This is a genomic window from Arthrobacter livingstonensis, assembly GCF_003219815.1.
GTDB lineage: Bacteria > Actinomycetota > Actinomycetes > Actinomycetales > Micrococcaceae > Specibacter > Specibacter livingstonensis.
In genome coordinates, this window is record NZ_QJVD01000047.1 from 1 (window position 1) to 15,278 (window position 15,278).

The 15,278-nt window shown below is 65.0% G+C and carries 22 protein-coding genes; 9 read left to right on the forward strand and 13 right to left on the reverse strand.

Translation table 11 applies throughout. The features are described from left to right. Positions 1-279: transposase (locus CVV68_RS21610; protein ID WP_245933721.1), on the reverse strand; the 279-nt coding region annotated here is incomplete at its 3' end. A gap of 60 nt (positions 280-339) precedes the next feature. Here CVV68_RS21610 and CVV68_RS21615 point away from each other — a divergent pair. The 6 genes from CVV68_RS21615 to CVV68_RS24450 all read left to right on the forward strand — a co-directional run bounded on the left by CVV68_RS21615 (position 340) and on the right by CVV68_RS24450 (position 3,177). Beyond that, a complete protein-coding gene (locus CVV68_RS21615; protein ID WP_110503058.1) occupies positions 340-579 on the forward strand; it encodes a hypothetical protein in 240 nt (79 codons plus the stop codon). A gap of 221 nt (positions 580-800) precedes the next feature. Next, the gene (locus CVV68_RS21620; protein WP_110503059.1) at positions 801-1,343 is read left to right on the forward strand and encodes a gluconokinase; all 543 of its coding nucleotides are present in this window, start codon (positions 801-803) and stop codon (positions 1,341-1,343) included. Positions 1,344-1,389: 46 nt separating this feature from the next. Beyond that, complete coding sequence (locus tag CVV68_RS21625) at positions 1,390-1,743, forward strand: cupin domain-containing protein (protein ID WP_110503060.1); 354 nt, start codon at positions 1,390-1,392, stop codon at positions 1,741-1,743. A 145-nt stretch (positions 1,744-1,888) separates the two neighbouring features. Further along, a complete protein-coding gene (locus tag CVV68_RS24445; protein WP_245933722.1) occupies positions 1,889-2,686 on the forward strand; it encodes an NAD(P)/FAD-dependent oxidoreductase in 798 nt (265 codons plus the stop codon). Then, complete coding sequence (locus tag CVV68_RS25000; protein WP_368773192.1) at positions 2,604-2,843, forward strand: hypothetical protein; 240 nt, start codon at positions 2,604-2,606, stop codon at positions 2,841-2,843. Before CVV68_RS24445 ends, CVV68_RS25000 begins: the two co-directional genes overlap by 83 nt. Further along, positions 2,818-3,177, forward strand: coding sequence for an oxidoreductase C-terminal domain-containing protein (locus CVV68_RS24450; protein WP_368773193.1), 360 nt, complete (start codon positions 2,818-2,820; stop codon positions 3,175-3,177). Before CVV68_RS25000 ends, CVV68_RS24450 begins: the two co-directional genes overlap by 26 nt. Here the strand turns inward: CVV68_RS24450 and CVV68_RS21635 are convergent. Beyond that, positions 3,138-4,211: an NAD(P)-dependent oxidoreductase gene (locus CVV68_RS21635; protein ID WP_170133305.1), complete on the reverse strand. Its 1,074-nt coding sequence runs from the start codon at positions 4,209-4,211 to the stop codon at positions 3,138-3,140. The two genes, CVV68_RS24450 and CVV68_RS21635, sit on opposite strands and share 40 nt — an antisense overlap. 232 nt (positions 4,212-4,443) lie before the next feature. Here CVV68_RS21635 and CVV68_RS21640 point away from each other — a divergent pair, with 232 nt between their 5' ends. Beyond that, complete coding sequence (locus tag CVV68_RS21640) at positions 4,444-4,938, forward strand: VOC family protein (RefSeq protein WP_245933724.1); 495 nt, start codon at positions 4,444-4,446, stop codon at positions 4,936-4,938. 248 nt (positions 4,939-5,186) lie between these two features. Here CVV68_RS21640 and CVV68_RS21645 read toward each other — a convergent pair whose 3' ends face one another. From CVV68_RS21645 to CVV68_RS24825, 11 genes are all read right to left on the reverse strand, one after another. Then, positions 5,187-7,547 carry a glycoside hydrolase family 65 protein gene (locus CVV68_RS21645; protein WP_110503062.1) on the reverse strand — a complete coding sequence of 787 codons (2,361 nt, stop codon included), beginning with the start codon at positions 7,545-7,547 and terminating at the stop codon, positions 5,187-5,189. After that, positions 7,544-8,350 carry an HAD family hydrolase gene (locus CVV68_RS21650; RefSeq protein WP_211320957.1) on the reverse strand — a complete coding sequence of 269 codons (807 nt, stop codon included), beginning with the start codon at positions 8,348-8,350 and terminating at the stop codon, positions 7,544-7,546. Before CVV68_RS21650 ends, CVV68_RS21645 begins: the two co-directional genes overlap by 4 nt. Then, the gene (locus CVV68_RS21655; RefSeq protein ID WP_110503063.1) at positions 8,347-8,880 is read right to left on the reverse strand and encodes a universal stress protein; all 534 of its coding nucleotides are present in this window, start codon (positions 8,878-8,880) and stop codon (positions 8,347-8,349) included. The genes CVV68_RS21650 and CVV68_RS21655 overlap by 4 nt, the downstream gene beginning before the upstream one ends. Continuing rightward, the gene (locus CVV68_RS24705) at positions 8,877-9,008 is read right to left on the reverse strand and encodes a hypothetical protein (protein ID WP_281268323.1); all 132 of its coding nucleotides are present in this window, start codon (positions 9,006-9,008) and stop codon (positions 8,877-8,879) included. The genes CVV68_RS21655 and CVV68_RS24705 overlap by 4 nt, the downstream gene beginning before the upstream one ends. 206 nt (positions 9,009-9,214) lie before the next feature. Then, positions 9,215-9,751 (reverse strand): universal stress protein, encoded by a 537-nt coding sequence (locus CVV68_RS21660; protein ID WP_245933725.1) that lies wholly within the window; start codon positions 9,749-9,751, stop codon positions 9,215-9,217. 52 nt (positions 9,752-9,803) lie between these two features. Then, positions 9,804-10,166 (reverse strand): DUF488 domain-containing protein, encoded by a 363-nt coding sequence (locus CVV68_RS21665; protein ID WP_110503064.1) that lies wholly within the window; start codon positions 10,164-10,166, stop codon positions 9,804-9,806. A gap of 200 nt (positions 10,167-10,366) precedes the next feature. Then, positions 10,367-10,801, reverse strand: a complete 435-nt coding sequence (locus tag CVV68_RS21670; protein WP_110503065.1) for a PRC-barrel domain-containing protein — start codon at positions 10,799-10,801, stop codon at positions 10,367-10,369. Positions 10,802-10,803: 2 nt separating this feature from the next. Continuing rightward, a complete protein-coding gene (locus CVV68_RS24815; protein ID WP_110503066.1) occupies positions 10,804-11,040 on the reverse strand; it encodes a universal stress protein in 237 nt (78 codons plus the stop codon). A 92-nt stretch (positions 11,041-11,132) separates the two neighbouring features. Continuing rightward, the gene (locus CVV68_RS21680) at positions 11,133-11,444 is read right to left on the reverse strand and encodes a hypothetical protein (RefSeq protein WP_110503067.1); all 312 of its coding nucleotides are present in this window, start codon (positions 11,442-11,444) and stop codon (positions 11,133-11,135) included. An 833-nt stretch (positions 11,445-12,277) separates the two neighbouring features. Next, positions 12,278-12,556, reverse strand: coding sequence for a DUF1003 domain-containing protein (locus CVV68_RS24820; protein WP_306415720.1), 279 nt, complete (start codon positions 12,554-12,556; stop codon positions 12,278-12,280). A 16-nt stretch (positions 12,557-12,572) separates the two neighbouring features. Further along, entirely contained in the window at positions 12,573-12,716 is a 144-nt protein-coding gene (locus tag CVV68_RS24825) for a hypothetical protein (RefSeq protein ID WP_306415721.1), read from the reverse strand. A gap of 76 nt (positions 12,717-12,792) precedes the next feature. Here CVV68_RS24825 and CVV68_RS21690 point away from each other — a divergent pair, with 76 nt between their 5' ends. Together CVV68_RS21690 and CVV68_RS21695 are read left to right on the forward strand one after the other, a co-directional pair. Continuing rightward, a complete protein-coding gene (locus CVV68_RS21690; protein ID WP_245933726.1) occupies positions 12,793-14,586 on the forward strand; it encodes a molybdopterin-dependent oxidoreductase in 1,794 nt (597 codons plus the stop codon). Between the two features lie 157 nt (positions 14,587-14,743). Next, positions 14,744-15,172 carry a pyridoxamine 5'-phosphate oxidase family protein gene (locus CVV68_RS21695; RefSeq protein WP_110503068.1) on the forward strand — a complete coding sequence of 143 codons (429 nt, stop codon included), beginning with the start codon at positions 14,744-14,746 and terminating at the stop codon, positions 15,170-15,172. Positions 15,173-15,278 lie beyond the last annotated feature (106 nt).

A 15,278-nucleotide genomic window follows, 5' to 3' on the forward strand; every position in this document is an offset into this window, starting at 1 on the left:
GAAAATCGCTGACTGTTTCAGGATTTCATTCGCTTCTTCAAGGTCCTTGACCTTGGATTTGAGTGCTTTGATCTCGGCGAGCTCTCCACTGCTTGGCCCGGTCCTGTCACCGGCATCAACCTGTGCCTGGAGAACCCAGCGTCGCAACGTTTCTTTACCAACATTGAGCTTCGGCGCCATCTCAGCACACGCAGCATAGACAGACTTATAACGATCCATCCGGTCCATCACGTAGGACACGGCACGGCTCTTAACTTCAGGGGTGTACTGCTTAGGCATGCTATCCATTCTCTCAATAGAAAACGGCATAAAACCCGGGACGATTCAGTATGGCGTGCCGTGAAAGTCCTTGGGATGGTCCTGGGTGTGATGGCGTGGCCAGTCGGCCAGATGACCATGTGGTTTGTTGTCGCTGCCTTCACGACTGCCTCAGCTAATCCCCGATTGATGCTTGAAATGGCGTATGAAAATCGCGCAGCAGCACAGAGACAGACCAAGCAGAACAAGCGGCTTTTAGAGAGAATGATCAGACGCGTCAAAGAAGTTGTTGGCCTGGCGGCGCTGTCTGTGGGTGTCTAGAGAACTCACGAGGGCGTGCACAAATACTCCCGGATATATGACGTTCGGCCGCCCGGCGCCACCTTGAACCGGCCGCTTCACAGCCGGCGGCCTGTGTGAGTGAGACGGCGTTCCCCATGCAGCCTCGGGATGTCCACTTATGGGGAGTGGATGAGGTGAGCGCCCCCGAAAGCGCGGGAACTGCTGCTGACAATCACCGATCCACGTGCCATGATGGCTCCATGAGTGGCCGGATCCCAGAGTCGTCAATAGAGCCCCAGGTTTTGGTCCTGATGGGTGTTTCCGGTTGTGGGAAAACAACGGTTGGTGCGTTGCTGGCGAGTCGATACGGCTGGGATTTTGAGGAAGGGGACGGCCTGCATCCACAGTCCAATGTGGACAAAATGCATGCCGGACACCCCCTCAACGACGAGGACCGCTGGCCATGGCTGGAGAAAGTCGCGGCCTGGATCGAGGGACAGCTCGACGCCGGCAAGAACGGAATCATCACTTGCTCCGCCCTGAAAAGGTCCTATCGGGACATCCTCAACCGCCGGAGCTCCGGCGTCGTTTTCATCTATCTCGCCGGGAACTCGGAAACGATCGCGGCCCGGCTGGCGGTCCGCCACGGCCACTTCATGCCGCCGAGCCTGCTGGCGAGCCAGTTCGAGGCTCTGGAAGAACCGGCATCCGATGAGCCGTTCATCCGGATCGACATCGGCCCGCAACCCCAAAAGATCGTCCAGGAGATCATTGATGGGCTGGACCTCAACGACCGAACGTAAGCGGGCGCATAGCGCCCCCAACGGCCGGGAAAGACGCGGTGTCGACGTGCAGAGATATTCCCTTGAGGCTTTGGCCCGTGAACTGCTTGAGCGTACCGCCACTTCCGGTGGCGGACACACGGTCGATACCGTGGGCGGTGGTCATGAGCGTGTACTGCGCCAGACCGTCATTGCGCTCATGCAAGGGGCAAACCTCGCCGAACACGAAAATCCGGCTAAGGCGACGTTGCTGTTGTTGCGGGGGGCGGGTGCGGTTGAGCGCCGGCGCAGCGGCCTGCTCATCGTCCCTGACACACACCACAGCCTCCAGGCCTTGGAGGACTCGGCCGTCCTGCTGACCGTCGCCAAACTCAGTGACGGCCCGGCCTTCGTTGCCCAACCTCCACCCCCGGACTCCTGACTGCCGCACGAGCCCACGGGCTTGCGGCCAGTGACTGTGCCGGCCACCAGGGCATGGACTGCGGCCACCGGATCAGGCCAGAAGACGTTCGACACGAGGGCCGGGGTGCGCCCGTGACCGGCATGGCCGTCAAAGGAGCGGAACCATGGATACCAAGCAAACGTTCGTCATAATCGGGGCCGGGATTGCCGGCGCGAAAGCGGCCGAAGCGTTGCGGACCGAGGGCTTCTCCGGTCGTATAGTGCTGCTCGGGCAGGAGCCGGTGCTCCCCTACGAGCGTCCCCCGCTGTCAACGGATTATTTGCAGGGCAAATCGGAGAAGGCGAAGATCTACGTCCACCCGAAGCCCTGGTATGTCGGTCATGATGTCGAACTGCGCACCAGCACCACGGTCACGGCGATTAACCCGTCGGGCCACCGGGTCAGCCTGGCCGTCGGGGAGCCGGGCTGCTACGACAAAATGCTCTTGGCCACTGGTGCGTCGCCGCGGCTGCTGTCCGTGCCGGGCGCCGACCGGCACCGTGTGTACTACCTGCGGCGGATTGAGGATTGCGAACAGCTCAAGTTCGCTTTCACGACCGCCTCACGTGTTGTCATCGTTGGGGCAGGGTGGAGTGTGTTGGAGGTGGCCGCGGCTGCCCGGGCGGCGGTGCTTGAGGTGACGGTGCTCGAGCGAGGCGAGCTGCTCCTGCTGCATGTGCTGGGCCGGGAAGCGGCCGAACTGTTCACGGCCCTGCACCGTGCCCATGGTGTGGACCTGCGCCTGGGCGCCCGGGTCGCGCAAATCACCGGCGATGATCCCCGCCAGGCGACCGGTGTGGAGCTCGACGACGGGTGGCCGTATCGACGCGGACCTGGTCGTGGTCGGCATCGGTGCCCTGCCCAACACCTCCTTGGCCAAAGCTGCGGGTCTGGCACTGAACAACGGAGTCATGGTCGATGAGCACCTTCTCGGATCCGGCCATTTACGCCGCCGGGGACATCGCCAACGCCTTCCACCCATTGCTGGGCAAACACATCCGCATCAAGCACTGGTTCAACGCCCTCAGCCAACCGGCCGTCGCGGCCAAATCCATGTTGGGCCTGGCTGCGGCATATGACGAGGTGCCGTACTTTTACAGCGACCAGTATGAGCTGGTCATCGAGTACTCCGGCCATGTGGCACCGGGCGGCTACAACGAGGCGGTCTTCCGCGGGGACAAGGACCAGCTGAAGTGCATCGTCTTCTGGCTCAAGGACCATAAGGTGCTGGCGGCGATGAACATCAACGTGTGGGACCAGACCGACACCATCAAGACCTTGGTGCGCTCCGGCCAACCGGTCGACACGGCGGCTTTGGCGGACACCGGGACCCCGTTGGCGGACGTCCTGGCGGCCACCGGGACCCCGAACGCTCAGAAGAGCGGGGCGGACCGGACGGGCCCGGAAAGTTGATCCCCGTCCAGGTAGCGGCGCAGGTTCGCCGTGAATACGGCGGTGAGCCGTTCGTTCCCGCGCCCGGACACGGCCGCGGTGTGGGGGCTGAGCAGGACGTTGGGCATCGACCAAAGTGCGCTCTCGGGCGGTAGCGGTTCGGCGGCAAAGGCGTCCAGGACGGCTGCCGCCGGCTGGCCGTGTTCCAGGCCCTTGATCAGGGCCTTCTCATCAATGACGCCGCCGTGGCCGATGTTGACCAGGACAGCGTCGGCGCGCATCCGGCTGAACGCCTCGGTCCCAATCAGGCCCTTGGTCTTCCCTGTCAGGGTGAGGGCCAGAACGACGGAGTGGGAGACCGGGAGAAGGTCCCCGAGGACGCGTGCGGGCCGCAGCTGATCGACATCCGGTGCCCGGCCGTTCCCGGTCCGGGTGACGGCCAAGACGTGCATGCCGAACGCCTTGCCCAGCCGGGCGACTTCCGCTCCTGCCGGGCCCAGTCCGACGATGAGCAAGGTCGGCCCGGCGAGTTCGGTCATCGGGTACTGCTCCCAGTGCCGCCACCGGGAATCGGAGAGCAGGCGCGGAAGCTGTTTGGCGAACGCGAGCAGACCGAACATCGCGAACTCGGCCAGCGGCCCGGTATGGACTACGTCCGCCCCGGTAATCTGTACCCGGTCCAGTTCCGCCGCGGTCAGCCCGGCGGCCCGCACCAGCCCGGCCGCCCCGCCAGCTGTTGCCTGCACCCAGCGCAGCCCGGTATTGGTGCGCACCAGATCCGCCAGACACTGCGTGGTGTCCCCGGGCACACCGAGGACGACCTCCGCCTCGGCCAGCATCCGCCACCAGCGGACTTCCTGGTCCTGGGGACGTTGAAACCCGTCGCTCCCGCGGTGGTCTCCTAGGAACCGTGGCGGGGGCACTAGCTGGGGCTCATGGCGCACATCGAGCCGGTCATCGACGCCCTTGATCGCGGCCACCCATTGCGGCTCAATCGCGGCGGCTACCGCCACCACAATGCGTCGCTCGGACAACGCCTCCTGGTTCGTGGTCACCATTTCATCGTAGATGACGACGGCGGCACGGTCGGGGGGCCCTGCGGAGTGCTGAAGGAACCGCCGCAGCGTCCATCAGTGTTCGCTTCACCAGCAGGGTGTCCGTCATGACCGGGCGGGTTCCCACCCCCAGCCCGCCCTTTACGGCCTCCGCGCCGGACGGCTAGCCTGAGGGTGCCCGCACCGGGCGTCATAGCGGGCCTCCAGTTGCCCGGAGAGGGTGGTTTTTCAAATGGGGTCAGATATTTCAGAAGAGGCCGGCGCGTCCCAGGGCAATGTTTCGGGCGACGGGACACCTCCCGGTCAAGGTGGGGGCCATCCGCTGCAACTGGCCTCGGCTGTGATGTTTGTGGCCGAGCTCGACCGCTCCGTGGCGTTCTACCGGGAATTGCTGGAGTGGGATGTCACGGTCCACAACGAGTCCGTGGCCCTGCTGGTCAACCCGGACGGCTACCAGTTGTACCTGCGCACCCGGGGACGGCGGGCGCAACACCCGGTGGGCAATATCGGGGTCCAATACCTGATCTGGACGGCCCGGGACGAGACGGACCTGCTTCGATGCGAAGAGGTGCTCCGGAAATACTCCACACAAGTCACCCGCCAAACCGTGGACGGTTTCAACCTGGTCGAGGGGTACGGTCCGGACCAGGTGCCGGTGATGGTGACCTATCCGGGGCCGGAGCAGGCACCACGGCATGAAATTCTGCAACGAATCTACGGATGGTAGGTAGGACGTCGACGGCGGGTGCGACAGCCGCGCCGTGAGCGCGGCGGGAACCCGTGGTGGTTCCCGGCCAGTTCGAGACCGGTCCCTCCTTGCCACCGGACCGGGCGGAGGAGTTGACCGGGCGAGGCCCGGGACAGCCACCAGGCGGCGTCCTTCACGGAACCCGCGTCAGAGGCCGGGAGGGAACCCACAGCCAGGTACCTGCCGTACTGTGCTCCGTTCCCACCTATGGACTCACGGCTGCGGATTCACGTTCCGGAGCGGCGGTGTGGTGTTGGGGCGCGCCCGGCCGGCTGCGTGGGCTTGGGTCCTGTTGGTGGCGGGTCCGGAATGGGGCAGGTGAGCGGGCCCTCGGCAGTGACCGTGACGGGCTGTCCATGGTGAAGGAGTTGCAACGGTTGACCATCGCCCAAAGTGTACGTGGCAGCTGTGTGAGTGATCTCCACCCGGAGCGTGCGCCCGGCCATGAGCAGCCCGAATGCCAGCCGGGAAAGCCCCGGCGGAAGCCGCGGGGCGAAGCACAGTGTGACCCCGCTGTCGCGCATCCCTCCGTATCCGGCGACCAGGGCAGTCCAGACACCTGCCAGGGAGGCCACATGCAGGCCGTCGGCGGTGTTGTGTTCAAGGTCGTCAAGGTCCATCAGGGCTGTCTCGGCAAGGTAGTCCTCGGCCAGCTCCAGCTGTCCCACCTCGACGGCGATGACCGCCTGGACGCAGGCGGAAAGGGAGGAATCGCGGACCGTCAGCGCCTCGTAGTAGTCAAAGTTGCGGGCCTTTTGCTCCCGGGTGAAGGCGTCGGGGCGAAGCTGCATGGCCAGGACCAGGTCCGCCTGTTTGATCACCTGCTTGCGGTACAGGTCGAAGTAGGGGAAGTGCAGGAGCAGGGGATATTGCCCGGCCGTGGTGGCAGCGAAGTCCCAGACCTGGTGGCCGGTGTACCCCTCGGACTGGGGGTGGACCCCCAGTGCCTCGTCGTAGGGGATGAACATGCCGGCGGCCGCATCGCGCCAAGCTGCCATTTCTTCGGCGTCGACCCCGAGCTCCCCGGCACGGCCGGGGTGTCTGGCCGCTGCGTCCGCGGCCGCTTCCAGGTTCTGTTGCGCCATCAGATTGGTGTAGACGTTGTTGTCCGCCACGGCACTGTATTCGTCCGGCCCGGTGACCCCGTCGATGCGGAACCTGCCCTGCCCGTCATGGTGGCCCAGGGAACGCCACAACCGGGCCGTGTGCACCAGCAGCTCCAAACCAATGCCCTGTTCGAACGCCATGTCCCCGGTGGCCCGGACATGGCGGACGACGGCGGCGGCGATGTCGGCGTTGATGTGGAAGGCCGCCGTGCCGGCCGGCCAGTACGAAGAGCATTCCTCGCCGTGAATGGTCCGCCACGGAAAGGCCGCCCCCGCCAGGCCCAGCTGTCCGGCGCGCCCGATCGCCATCGGCAGCGTGCTGTGCCGCCACCGCAGGGCCTGGGCCGCCGCATCCGGGGCCGTATAGGTCAGCACCGGCAGCACGAAAGTTTCCGCGTCCCAAAACGTGTGGCCGCCGTAGCCGGGCCCGGTGAGCCCCTTGGCCGGGATTGCCCGGCCCTCAGCGCGGGCACCGGCTTGCAGGACCTGGAACAGGGCGAAACGGACGGCCTGCTGGATGGAGGTGTCGCCGTCGAGCTCGACATCCGCCCGCGCCCAAAAATCATCCAGATAGGCCCGCTGCTCCGCGCACAAGCCCTCCCAGCCGGTCTCCATGGCGCCGGCCAGGGCTGCATCGGCCTGGTCCCACACCGCCGGCACGGACCGGGACCCGGACCAGCCGTAAGCAACGGTCTTGACCAGCCGCAGCCGCTGCCCGGGCTCCAAGGTTGCCACGACCGTCGTTCGCCCCAGATCCGGAAAGCTTTCCGCCTCAACCCGGGTCCCGTCTGGACCATCGACGGTGTGGTCCATCACGGCCGCGACAGTCAGGGCGCTCCCCCGGGTGGAATGCACCAGCCCGGCGCGCGCACCGTGTGAGGCATTCTTCTCCTGCACCAGCGCCGTCTCCAGCGCCGCACCGGCCCGCGGATCGCCGCTGGGGGTGGGGAGTTGTTCGTTGGCGATGATTTCCGATTGCACGACGATCCGCACCGGATCATCCAGGGCCTGGACCTCATAGCAGATAGCTGCGATGGAACGCTGCACAAAGGACACCAGCCGGGTTGAAGTGACCCGCACGGCCCGGCCGGCCGGCGAGACCCAGTCCACCCGGCGGGTCAACACCCCTGACCGGAAATCCAGGCAGCGTTCATGGGCACGCAGCTCCCCATAGCGCACATCGAACGGTTCGTCGTCGACCAGCAGCCGGATGGGTTTGCCATTGGTGACGTTGAGGACGATCTGCCCGGATTCCGGGTAACCATACCCGGCCTCCGCGTAGGGCAGCGTCCGCAGCTCAAACACCCCGTTGAGGTATGAGCCGGGCAGACCGTGAGGCTCACCCTCGTCCAGATTGCCCCGCCAGCCAATATTTCCGTTCGACAGCGCGAACAAGGATTCCGTCTGGGCCAACAACCCCAGATCCAGCCCGGTTTCCCGCAGGCACCACGGCTCGGTCACAAAGTCCGGATGCCCAATCACGGTTGTGCCAGCAATTCCGCCAAGTCAGAGACGACGATGTTGGCGCCGTGGTCCACCAGGGCCTGCGCCTGCCCGGCCCTGTCCACACCGATGACCTGGCCAAAGCCGCCAGCCCGGCCCGCCTCCACACCGGCCAGCGCATCCTCGAAGACGGCACACTCACCAGGATGCATTCCCAGCGCGCGGGCTGCGGCCAAAAAAATGTCCGGGGCGGGCTTGCCCGACAGGTTCTCCTCACGGGCCGTGACCCCGTCAACCCGCTCGTCAAAGAGGTCCTCAATGTTCGCGGCGGCCAGCACCGCCTGGCAGTTGGTGCTGGAGGACACGACCGCGGTGCGCAGGCCTGCCCGGCGGACCGCTTGGACGTACCGGACCGATCCTTCGAAAACCTCGACGCCGTCCTCGCGCATCCGCTGCAGCACCAGTTCGTTCTTGGCGTTGCCGAGCCCCTGCACGGTCCCGATGCCGGCACCGTCCTGCGGACTGCCCTCGGGCAGGGTGACACCCCGGGATGCCAGGAAGGAGCGGGTGCCGTCGTCGCGGGATTTGCCATCCACGTAGCGGTGATAGTCGGTGCCGGCGGCAAAGGCTACGAAGGGTGTGCCGGTGTGCTGGGAGGATTTGCGCAGGTAGGCGTCGAACGTTTCCTTCCACGCCGCGGCATGGACTGCCGCCGTCCTGGTGAGCACCCCGTCCAGGTCAAACAGGCAGGCCCGCAGGCCCGTGTCCAATCCCACGGAGACGGGATCCGCCGGCCCGGCACTTCCGTTGCTACCGGACCCGTCCCCGGGTGCGGCGGTCATGACCGGATCCTTTCGCGACCGGGATCCGGGATGACCACGACGGGGCAGCGTGCATGGGCCGCCACATGCTGGCTCACCGACCCCAGCAGCGCCCCGAGGAACCCGCCATGTCCCCGGGATCCCACCACCACCATAGCCGCGTCCTCGGCACTGAGCACCAGCATCTGTGCCGGATGCCCCTCGACCGCCTCGCAGCTGATCGTCACACCCTGTCCCGCTGCGGCCGCTTCCCCGTGGCCGGTCACCTCGGCCAGCGCCGCGTCGGCCAGTTGTTGCGCCGATTCCCCTGACGGGCCCCTGCGTGGAGTCCATCCATTCGGGGCCGGGTAGAACTCGGGGGGCTGCCAGGCCAGGACAGCGTGGAGACGGATCCCCCGCAGCTTTGCCTCCCCCACGGCCCATGCCAAGGCCGCCAGCGATCCGTCCGAGCCGTCCACCCCCACCACAATCCTCCCCGCGCTCTGGGAGTCGCCGGGAACCCTGCCTGGTTCGGCTGCACCCGATTCACGTGCTGGCTGGTTTTCACTCATCGTCCCTGCTCTTTCCACATCGTCTTCTCCTGGGCGGACATTCCGTCGCTCGCCAGCCGTCTCGCCCCGGCCAGGACGGCTACCACGCTGAGGTCGCCGGCTCTGGTGGCCAACAGTTCCAGTTTCATGGTCGGACTGTACCCGGGGGCCGGTGCCGGGGCGGGACATTTCAGCCGGGTGCCGGCGTGGCGGCTAACCAGCCGGTCTCCTTGCCGCACGCTCCGCGTCAGCGCCAGGCGCGCGCCTCCCGTGTACCCGGGCTGGGCAGGGGCACTGCGGCGAGGGCGCGGTCGTGGCGCCTGGGTACCGTGGGACGGGCAACCCCGGTGCCAGGTCACGGGGTGCCTTCGGACAGACGCCGCCCCGGGTCGGGGATGACAACCACGGGGCAGCGGGCGTGGGCCACTACATGCTGGCTCACCGAGCCCAGCAGCGCCCCGACGAATCCGCCGTGGCCGCGGGTGCCCACTACCAGCATGGCCGCGTCCTGGCTGGCATGAACGAGGAATTCCGCGGGGTGTCCCTCGACGGCTTCCCACGTGATAACTGCACGCTGACCGGCTCCCACTTCGGTCCCGAGCCGGGTAAGTTCGGTGTCGGCGGCATCGGCTAGTATTGTTCCGGTGTCACCGGATGGGTCCATGCCCAGCATCCAATCGTTGGCGGCACCGTAAAACTGAGGTTGCTGCCAGGCCATCACCAGATGGACGCCGGCACCGCGCAGCCCTGCTTCAGTCACGGCCCAGTGCACGGAAGCCAACGATCCGTCCGAGCCGTCCACCCCCACCACAATCCTTTCCCCGTGGAGAGGGTTCATCACATGGTCCCGGCCAGTTTCGGTGCCCTCCGGTATGTTCCCGTTCTCAGTCATTGTTCGGTTCCTTCCAAAAAGTCCTTCTCCTGGTGCGGGCAGGTTTGGGTCGCTACCGGAGCAGCAGGCCGGCCAGGACTGTGGCCTCGCTGATGTCGGCCGCCTTGGTGGCGGTCAGCAGTGTCAGCCGCTGGGATTTGGCAAGGTCTTGCAGGTGCTCCAGTGCCTGCGCCCGGGTAGGGTCTTTAAGTTCACTCTTGTAACGCTTGGTGAATTCGGCGAACTTGGCCGGGTCGTGGCTGTACCACTTGCGCAACTCCGTGGACGGGGAGACGTCCTTGCACCACTCGTCCAGTGCCGCCTTGGCCTTGGTCATCCCGCGGGGCCAGATGTGATCGACCAGGACCCGCGTGCCGTCGTCGTCCATGGCCGCGTCGTAGACCCGGCGTACCTGGACATTCGTTTTCGTTGACATTCCCCAGCCTCCTCGCTGATATGCCCCTGTACTGATGCCATCCGTCTCGGCGTGAGGCACGAAACGATCGAACCAGTCACGGGCCGCCGGTCCTTGGGTTTATTATGCTCCCCTGCACCCGCGATGGCATGGTCGCGGACAGGCCCCTGTGCCCGGCGGCGTTGCCCGGCCATGTCGGGCACGGCCCCTGCCGGTGTGGACTAATCCCGGCGATAGTGGGGAAAGCGAGGCTGGGTGTAGCCGGCACCCCAGTACGGCATGTAGCCGTAATGGAAGTAGAGGTTTTCGTAGTAGGACATGTCGTCAACGTCGTCAACGAGGTCGGGATCGTAGGCTGGGGCGCGGGCCACGTGCTCCCGGGTTTGATTGATGTTAACGTCCCGCTCGGTGATGTCGGTGATGGCATCGATGGGGATGAACGACTTGGTTTTCCCGAGGCCCAAAAAGCCTCCGGACGCCACTTCGAGGAAGCGGACCTTGTTCTCGCGGGCGTCGAGAAGCAAGTCATCGACCTTGCCAAGGTCGTTGCCGTCCTTGTCCCTGACACTGCGTCCGCGGAGGTCTTCATCACCGACCGCGACGGTTTCCCCCGCGTCGCTGAGCTTGATCAACTTGCCTGTCCCATGTGTAGCCATTGCTATCTCCCATCCTTCAGTTTCATTTCCTTACCATTGGGTTCAAAAAATGGTCCTGCCGCCGAAGCCGGTGGAACCGACAGGCGCAGCGCCAGGGTTGGCGTACGTTGCCGTGGTCCCGGGCTGGCTACGCTGGGGTCGGGTACGAGGACGACCGGGCAGCTGGCATCTGCCAACACGTGCTGGCTCACCGGGCCCAACAGGTCTCCGGTGAAACCACCCTGGCCGCGGGATCCCACCGCCGGGGCGCCCTCGCCCTAGGCACACCGCACCAGCCCCAGAACCGGATGTCCCTCAACCGCCCCACAACTGATCCTCACGCCGCGTCCCTTCACTGCCTCTTCCCGAGGCGGGCGACTACGGTGACCGCTCTGGCCAGCACCGGGCCGGTGTCATCGGGCGGACCACCGACGCCAATCGCCCAGTCATTCGTGGCACCCCGGCCGGTAATCCGCTCCCACGCGATGACCGCCTGGACGGCGGCACCTCGCAGCCGGGCCTTCGCAACCGCCCAGTCCAAGTCCGCCAATGAGCCAGCGGCCCCGTCCACCCCGACCTCAAAGACGCCCGGTCTAGTGCGGGGCATGGGGGCCGGGATGGTGCCAGGGGCTGCGGATGCACCAGACAACGGGTTTTTATTCACGGCTTGTTCCTTTCAGAGGAGAGAGCTTCCTCCGGGCTGTCTTCGCGATGCTCCCGGCGGACCACCGACGGCCGCTGATGCCTCCAAGGAAGGTAGCCGGTCCTCACATCGAGGGCCGTACGTTAATCCCACTCCTATGTTCGGGCATCGTCAAGAACCAAGGCATCGGTCCGGGCCGTGGGGAACAACAAGGCAGCCAGATATGCCATGCCGGGTGCCCTGCCTTGGGGGTAAGCTGGCTGCACAGAAGCTGGCCACAGTTTTTACACCCGGTGATCGAGGATTAGATGGCTGGCTACCCATTGAGGGCCGTCCATAGGACTCCCCACTTCCGGCACCCCGGCCGAACTGCTCGACGCCGCCGGCATCTCCGCCCGCCACATCGCAGCCGCCGCCCGGGAACTGCTCCAAGCCCGGGCATGACCGCCCGTCATGCCCGGTCCCGCCCGCCACATCGCAGCCGCCGCCCGGGAACTGCTCCAAGCCCGGGCATGACCGCCCGTCATGCCCGGTCCCGCCCGCCACATCGCAGCCGCCGCCCGGGAACTGCTCCAAGCCCGGGCATGACCGCCCGTCATGCCCGGTCCCGCCCGCCACATCGCAGCCGCCGCCCGGGAACTGCTCCAAGCCCGGGCATGACCGCCCGTCATGCCCGGTCCCGCCCGACACATCCCGGACAGGGCCGTGCTGGTCGAAATTCCATGCCCGTTACTTTATGATGGCCGTAAACTGACAGTGATGCCCCGGTCCCTGGCAGCCCACCTGAGGGAGCGCCAACCCTACGTCCTGAGGCAGCTGCTTGCCGCCTGACCGCACCAGAATTCGCCGCCGCCTCATGTGCCCTCCCGGGTCGAGGCATCAGGCTGTCCCGTCCGTGTCAGGGTCTGGAGCTCCGCCAGGCCCTGCAGCTGCCGGCCGTTGATGGCCATCAGCTGCTCGATCTCGGCCTTTGCCTCCACCTTCGTGTCAAAGTCATGTTGCGCCATGACAGCGGCGATCGCGTCCTGGCGCTTGGCGGCGATCAGCAAGATGGCGCCCTTTAGGCCGGCCAGCATGGACAGGAAGAGGTTGCGCAGAATGTACGGGTACGGATCCCACGCACGGGACGCCAACACCCAGGTGTTAACCTCAGCCCCAGAGGATCACGAAACCGAGGAAGCCGACCACGAACGGCCGGCTGCCCATGCCGTTGCGCATATAGTCGGCGGCCCGCTGACCCTTGGTAAGGGACGCCTTGTGCTCGGCGTGCCAGATCTTCTGTTGCGTGTCCATGGCTGAGCGTAGTGTGGGATCAGGAATCATGCACGCGTCCGAGAGCCTCAGCTGCGGCAACGATCGAAGGTACATCGTGGCAAGAAACCATCACCCCGCCTCCCCGGATCCTTCCGGTACGTCCGGGCCCAACAACATTCCCCGGATGCCGGCCGGTTTCCAGGGAGAACTCTCGCGGGAAGCCAACACTTCCATCGACGGGTCCTGGGCTGGCTCTATTCCGGCGCAGTATGGTGTGGCACCCCGTGTCCGGGTCGGTGCCCGCAAGTGGTTCAACCTGCTCTGGCTGATCCCGATCGGCTTCGTGCTGCTGGTCGTCGGAATCGCGGTCGCGAGGGGAATCCGGGAACTTCCCGGCGTGCAGGCGTTCATCGCACAGTACCCCGGGACGTCCAGCCTTCCGGGCGATGCCCCGGTGGGTTTCCCGGCCTGGGTGGGCTGGCAGCACTTCCTGAACCTGTTTTTCATGATCTTCATCATCCGCTCCGGGTGGCAGATCCTGGCCGACCATCCCCGGCTGTACTGGACCCGTCACAGCGGTCCCGGCCGGAACTGGTTCCGGATGCAGATACCGGTTCCCGCGGACCCCCTGTATACCGCGAAGCAGGATTCGATCACGCTGCCTGCTGGTGTCGGGTTGCCGGGCCGGCGCCACACCATCGGGCTGGCCCGCTGGTGGCATCTTGGTGTTGATACGCTGTGGCTGCTTAACGGCCTGGTTTTCTATGTCCTGCTCTTTTCCACCGGGCAGTGGCTGCGTCTGGTCCCGTTGCACTGGGACGTCATCCCCAACTCCATTTCCGTCGCGCTCCAGTACCTCTCCCTGGACTGGCCGGTTGAAACCGGCTGGACCAACTACAACGGCCTGCAGCTCATCGCCTATTTCATCACGGTCTTCATCGCCGCACCGCTGGCCCTGATCACCGGGCTGGGCATGTCCCCGGCACTGTCGACCAAGTTCAGGTGGATCAGCTCGGTGTTCAGCATCCAGGTGGCGCGATCGCTGCATTTTTTGGTCATGTGCTGGTTTGCGCTCTTCATCATCATCCACGTCACCCTGGTCCTGGCGACCGGCGCGCTGAACAATCTCAACCACATGTACGCGTCACAGAACACCGAGTCCTGGGCGGGGTTCTGGATTTTCGCCGCGTCCATGGTTGTTGTCGTCGTCGGCTGGGTTGCTGCCACCCCGCTGACCTACCGCTACCCGCGGATGGTCCAGAGAGTCGGCTACGCCCTCATCGGCCCCGCACAGCGCTTGTTCGAACATATCGATTCCAAGCCGGGCCAGTACACGGAGAAGGACATCTCCCCGTACTTCTGGCACAACGGCAAATACCCCGAATCCCCGGAGTACCAACGCCTGCGGGACGGCAACTTCGCCAACTACCGGCTCCGCGTCTCTGGCCTGGTCGAAAATCCCGTCGAACTGGACCTGGACCAGCTCCGGAAGCTGCCGCACCATGAGCAGATCACCCAACATTTCTGCATCCAGGGCTGGTCCGGCGTCGCCCAATGGGGTGGGGTCTCCATGCAGACCATCGTCGACCTGGTCAAACCGAACCCTGACGTGAAATGGGTGATCTTCTACTCCTTCGCCGACGGATCCGACGGCGGCATCTACTACGACGCCCAACCGATCGAACAAATGAGCTACCACCTGACCATGCTGGCCTACGACATGAACAACGAAACCCTGACCTACGGCCACGGCGCACCACTGCGGCTGCGCAACGAAGTCCAACTCGGCTTCAAGATGGTCAAATGGATCAAGGGCATCGAATTCGTGAAGGACTTCTCCGAGATCGGCGGAGCCGAAGGCGGATACAACAACGACCATGAATTCTTCGGCTACCGCCAATCCATCTAAGGGAAAACACGGTACAAACGACAGTGTGCCAGCAACCTTTTTGGTAGTGTCACAGCACTGGGCCTGAGAGTAACAGCAGGAGATTCCACGGATGCAGCCCCGGGGTTGGAGTCCTTGCCCCTGTATTACAGGCCTCTCGTGCCATAGCATCGTGCACATGAAGGAAAATAGCGGCGTGGTGCCAAAGGCAGAAATTCTGGACACCCAGCAATGCTGGAAGCTCCTGCGTGAAACGACGATTGGGCGGCTGGCAGTCACGGCAGACGGTAGCCCGGACGTGTTCCCGGTGAACTACAAGGTGGACCAGGAGACAAAGATCTTTAGGACCGGTGACGGCACCAAATTAAGTGCGCTGGAAGCCGACGCAAACGTTGCACTGGAAGCCGACGCCGTGAGTGCGGAGTTCGGCATCGCCTGGAGCGTCGTTGTTAAGGGCCGTGCCGTGGTGGTGACCACCACGACCACCACCCTGGACACCATCGGCCGCGCTCTCTTTCCCTGGGACGGTGTCAATAAGGAGCATTTCATCCGTATTGTTCCTGACACGGTAACAGGGAAGCACCTCACGCTGGCGGCGCCAATGTGATGGCGGAACCCGTTGTCGCGGGGCGTCGCGCTCTACCGGCCCCGTGCCAGTGGATCTATGCTCGATCGCATGATGAACAAACCAGCCAACACGCAAACGGAAGATT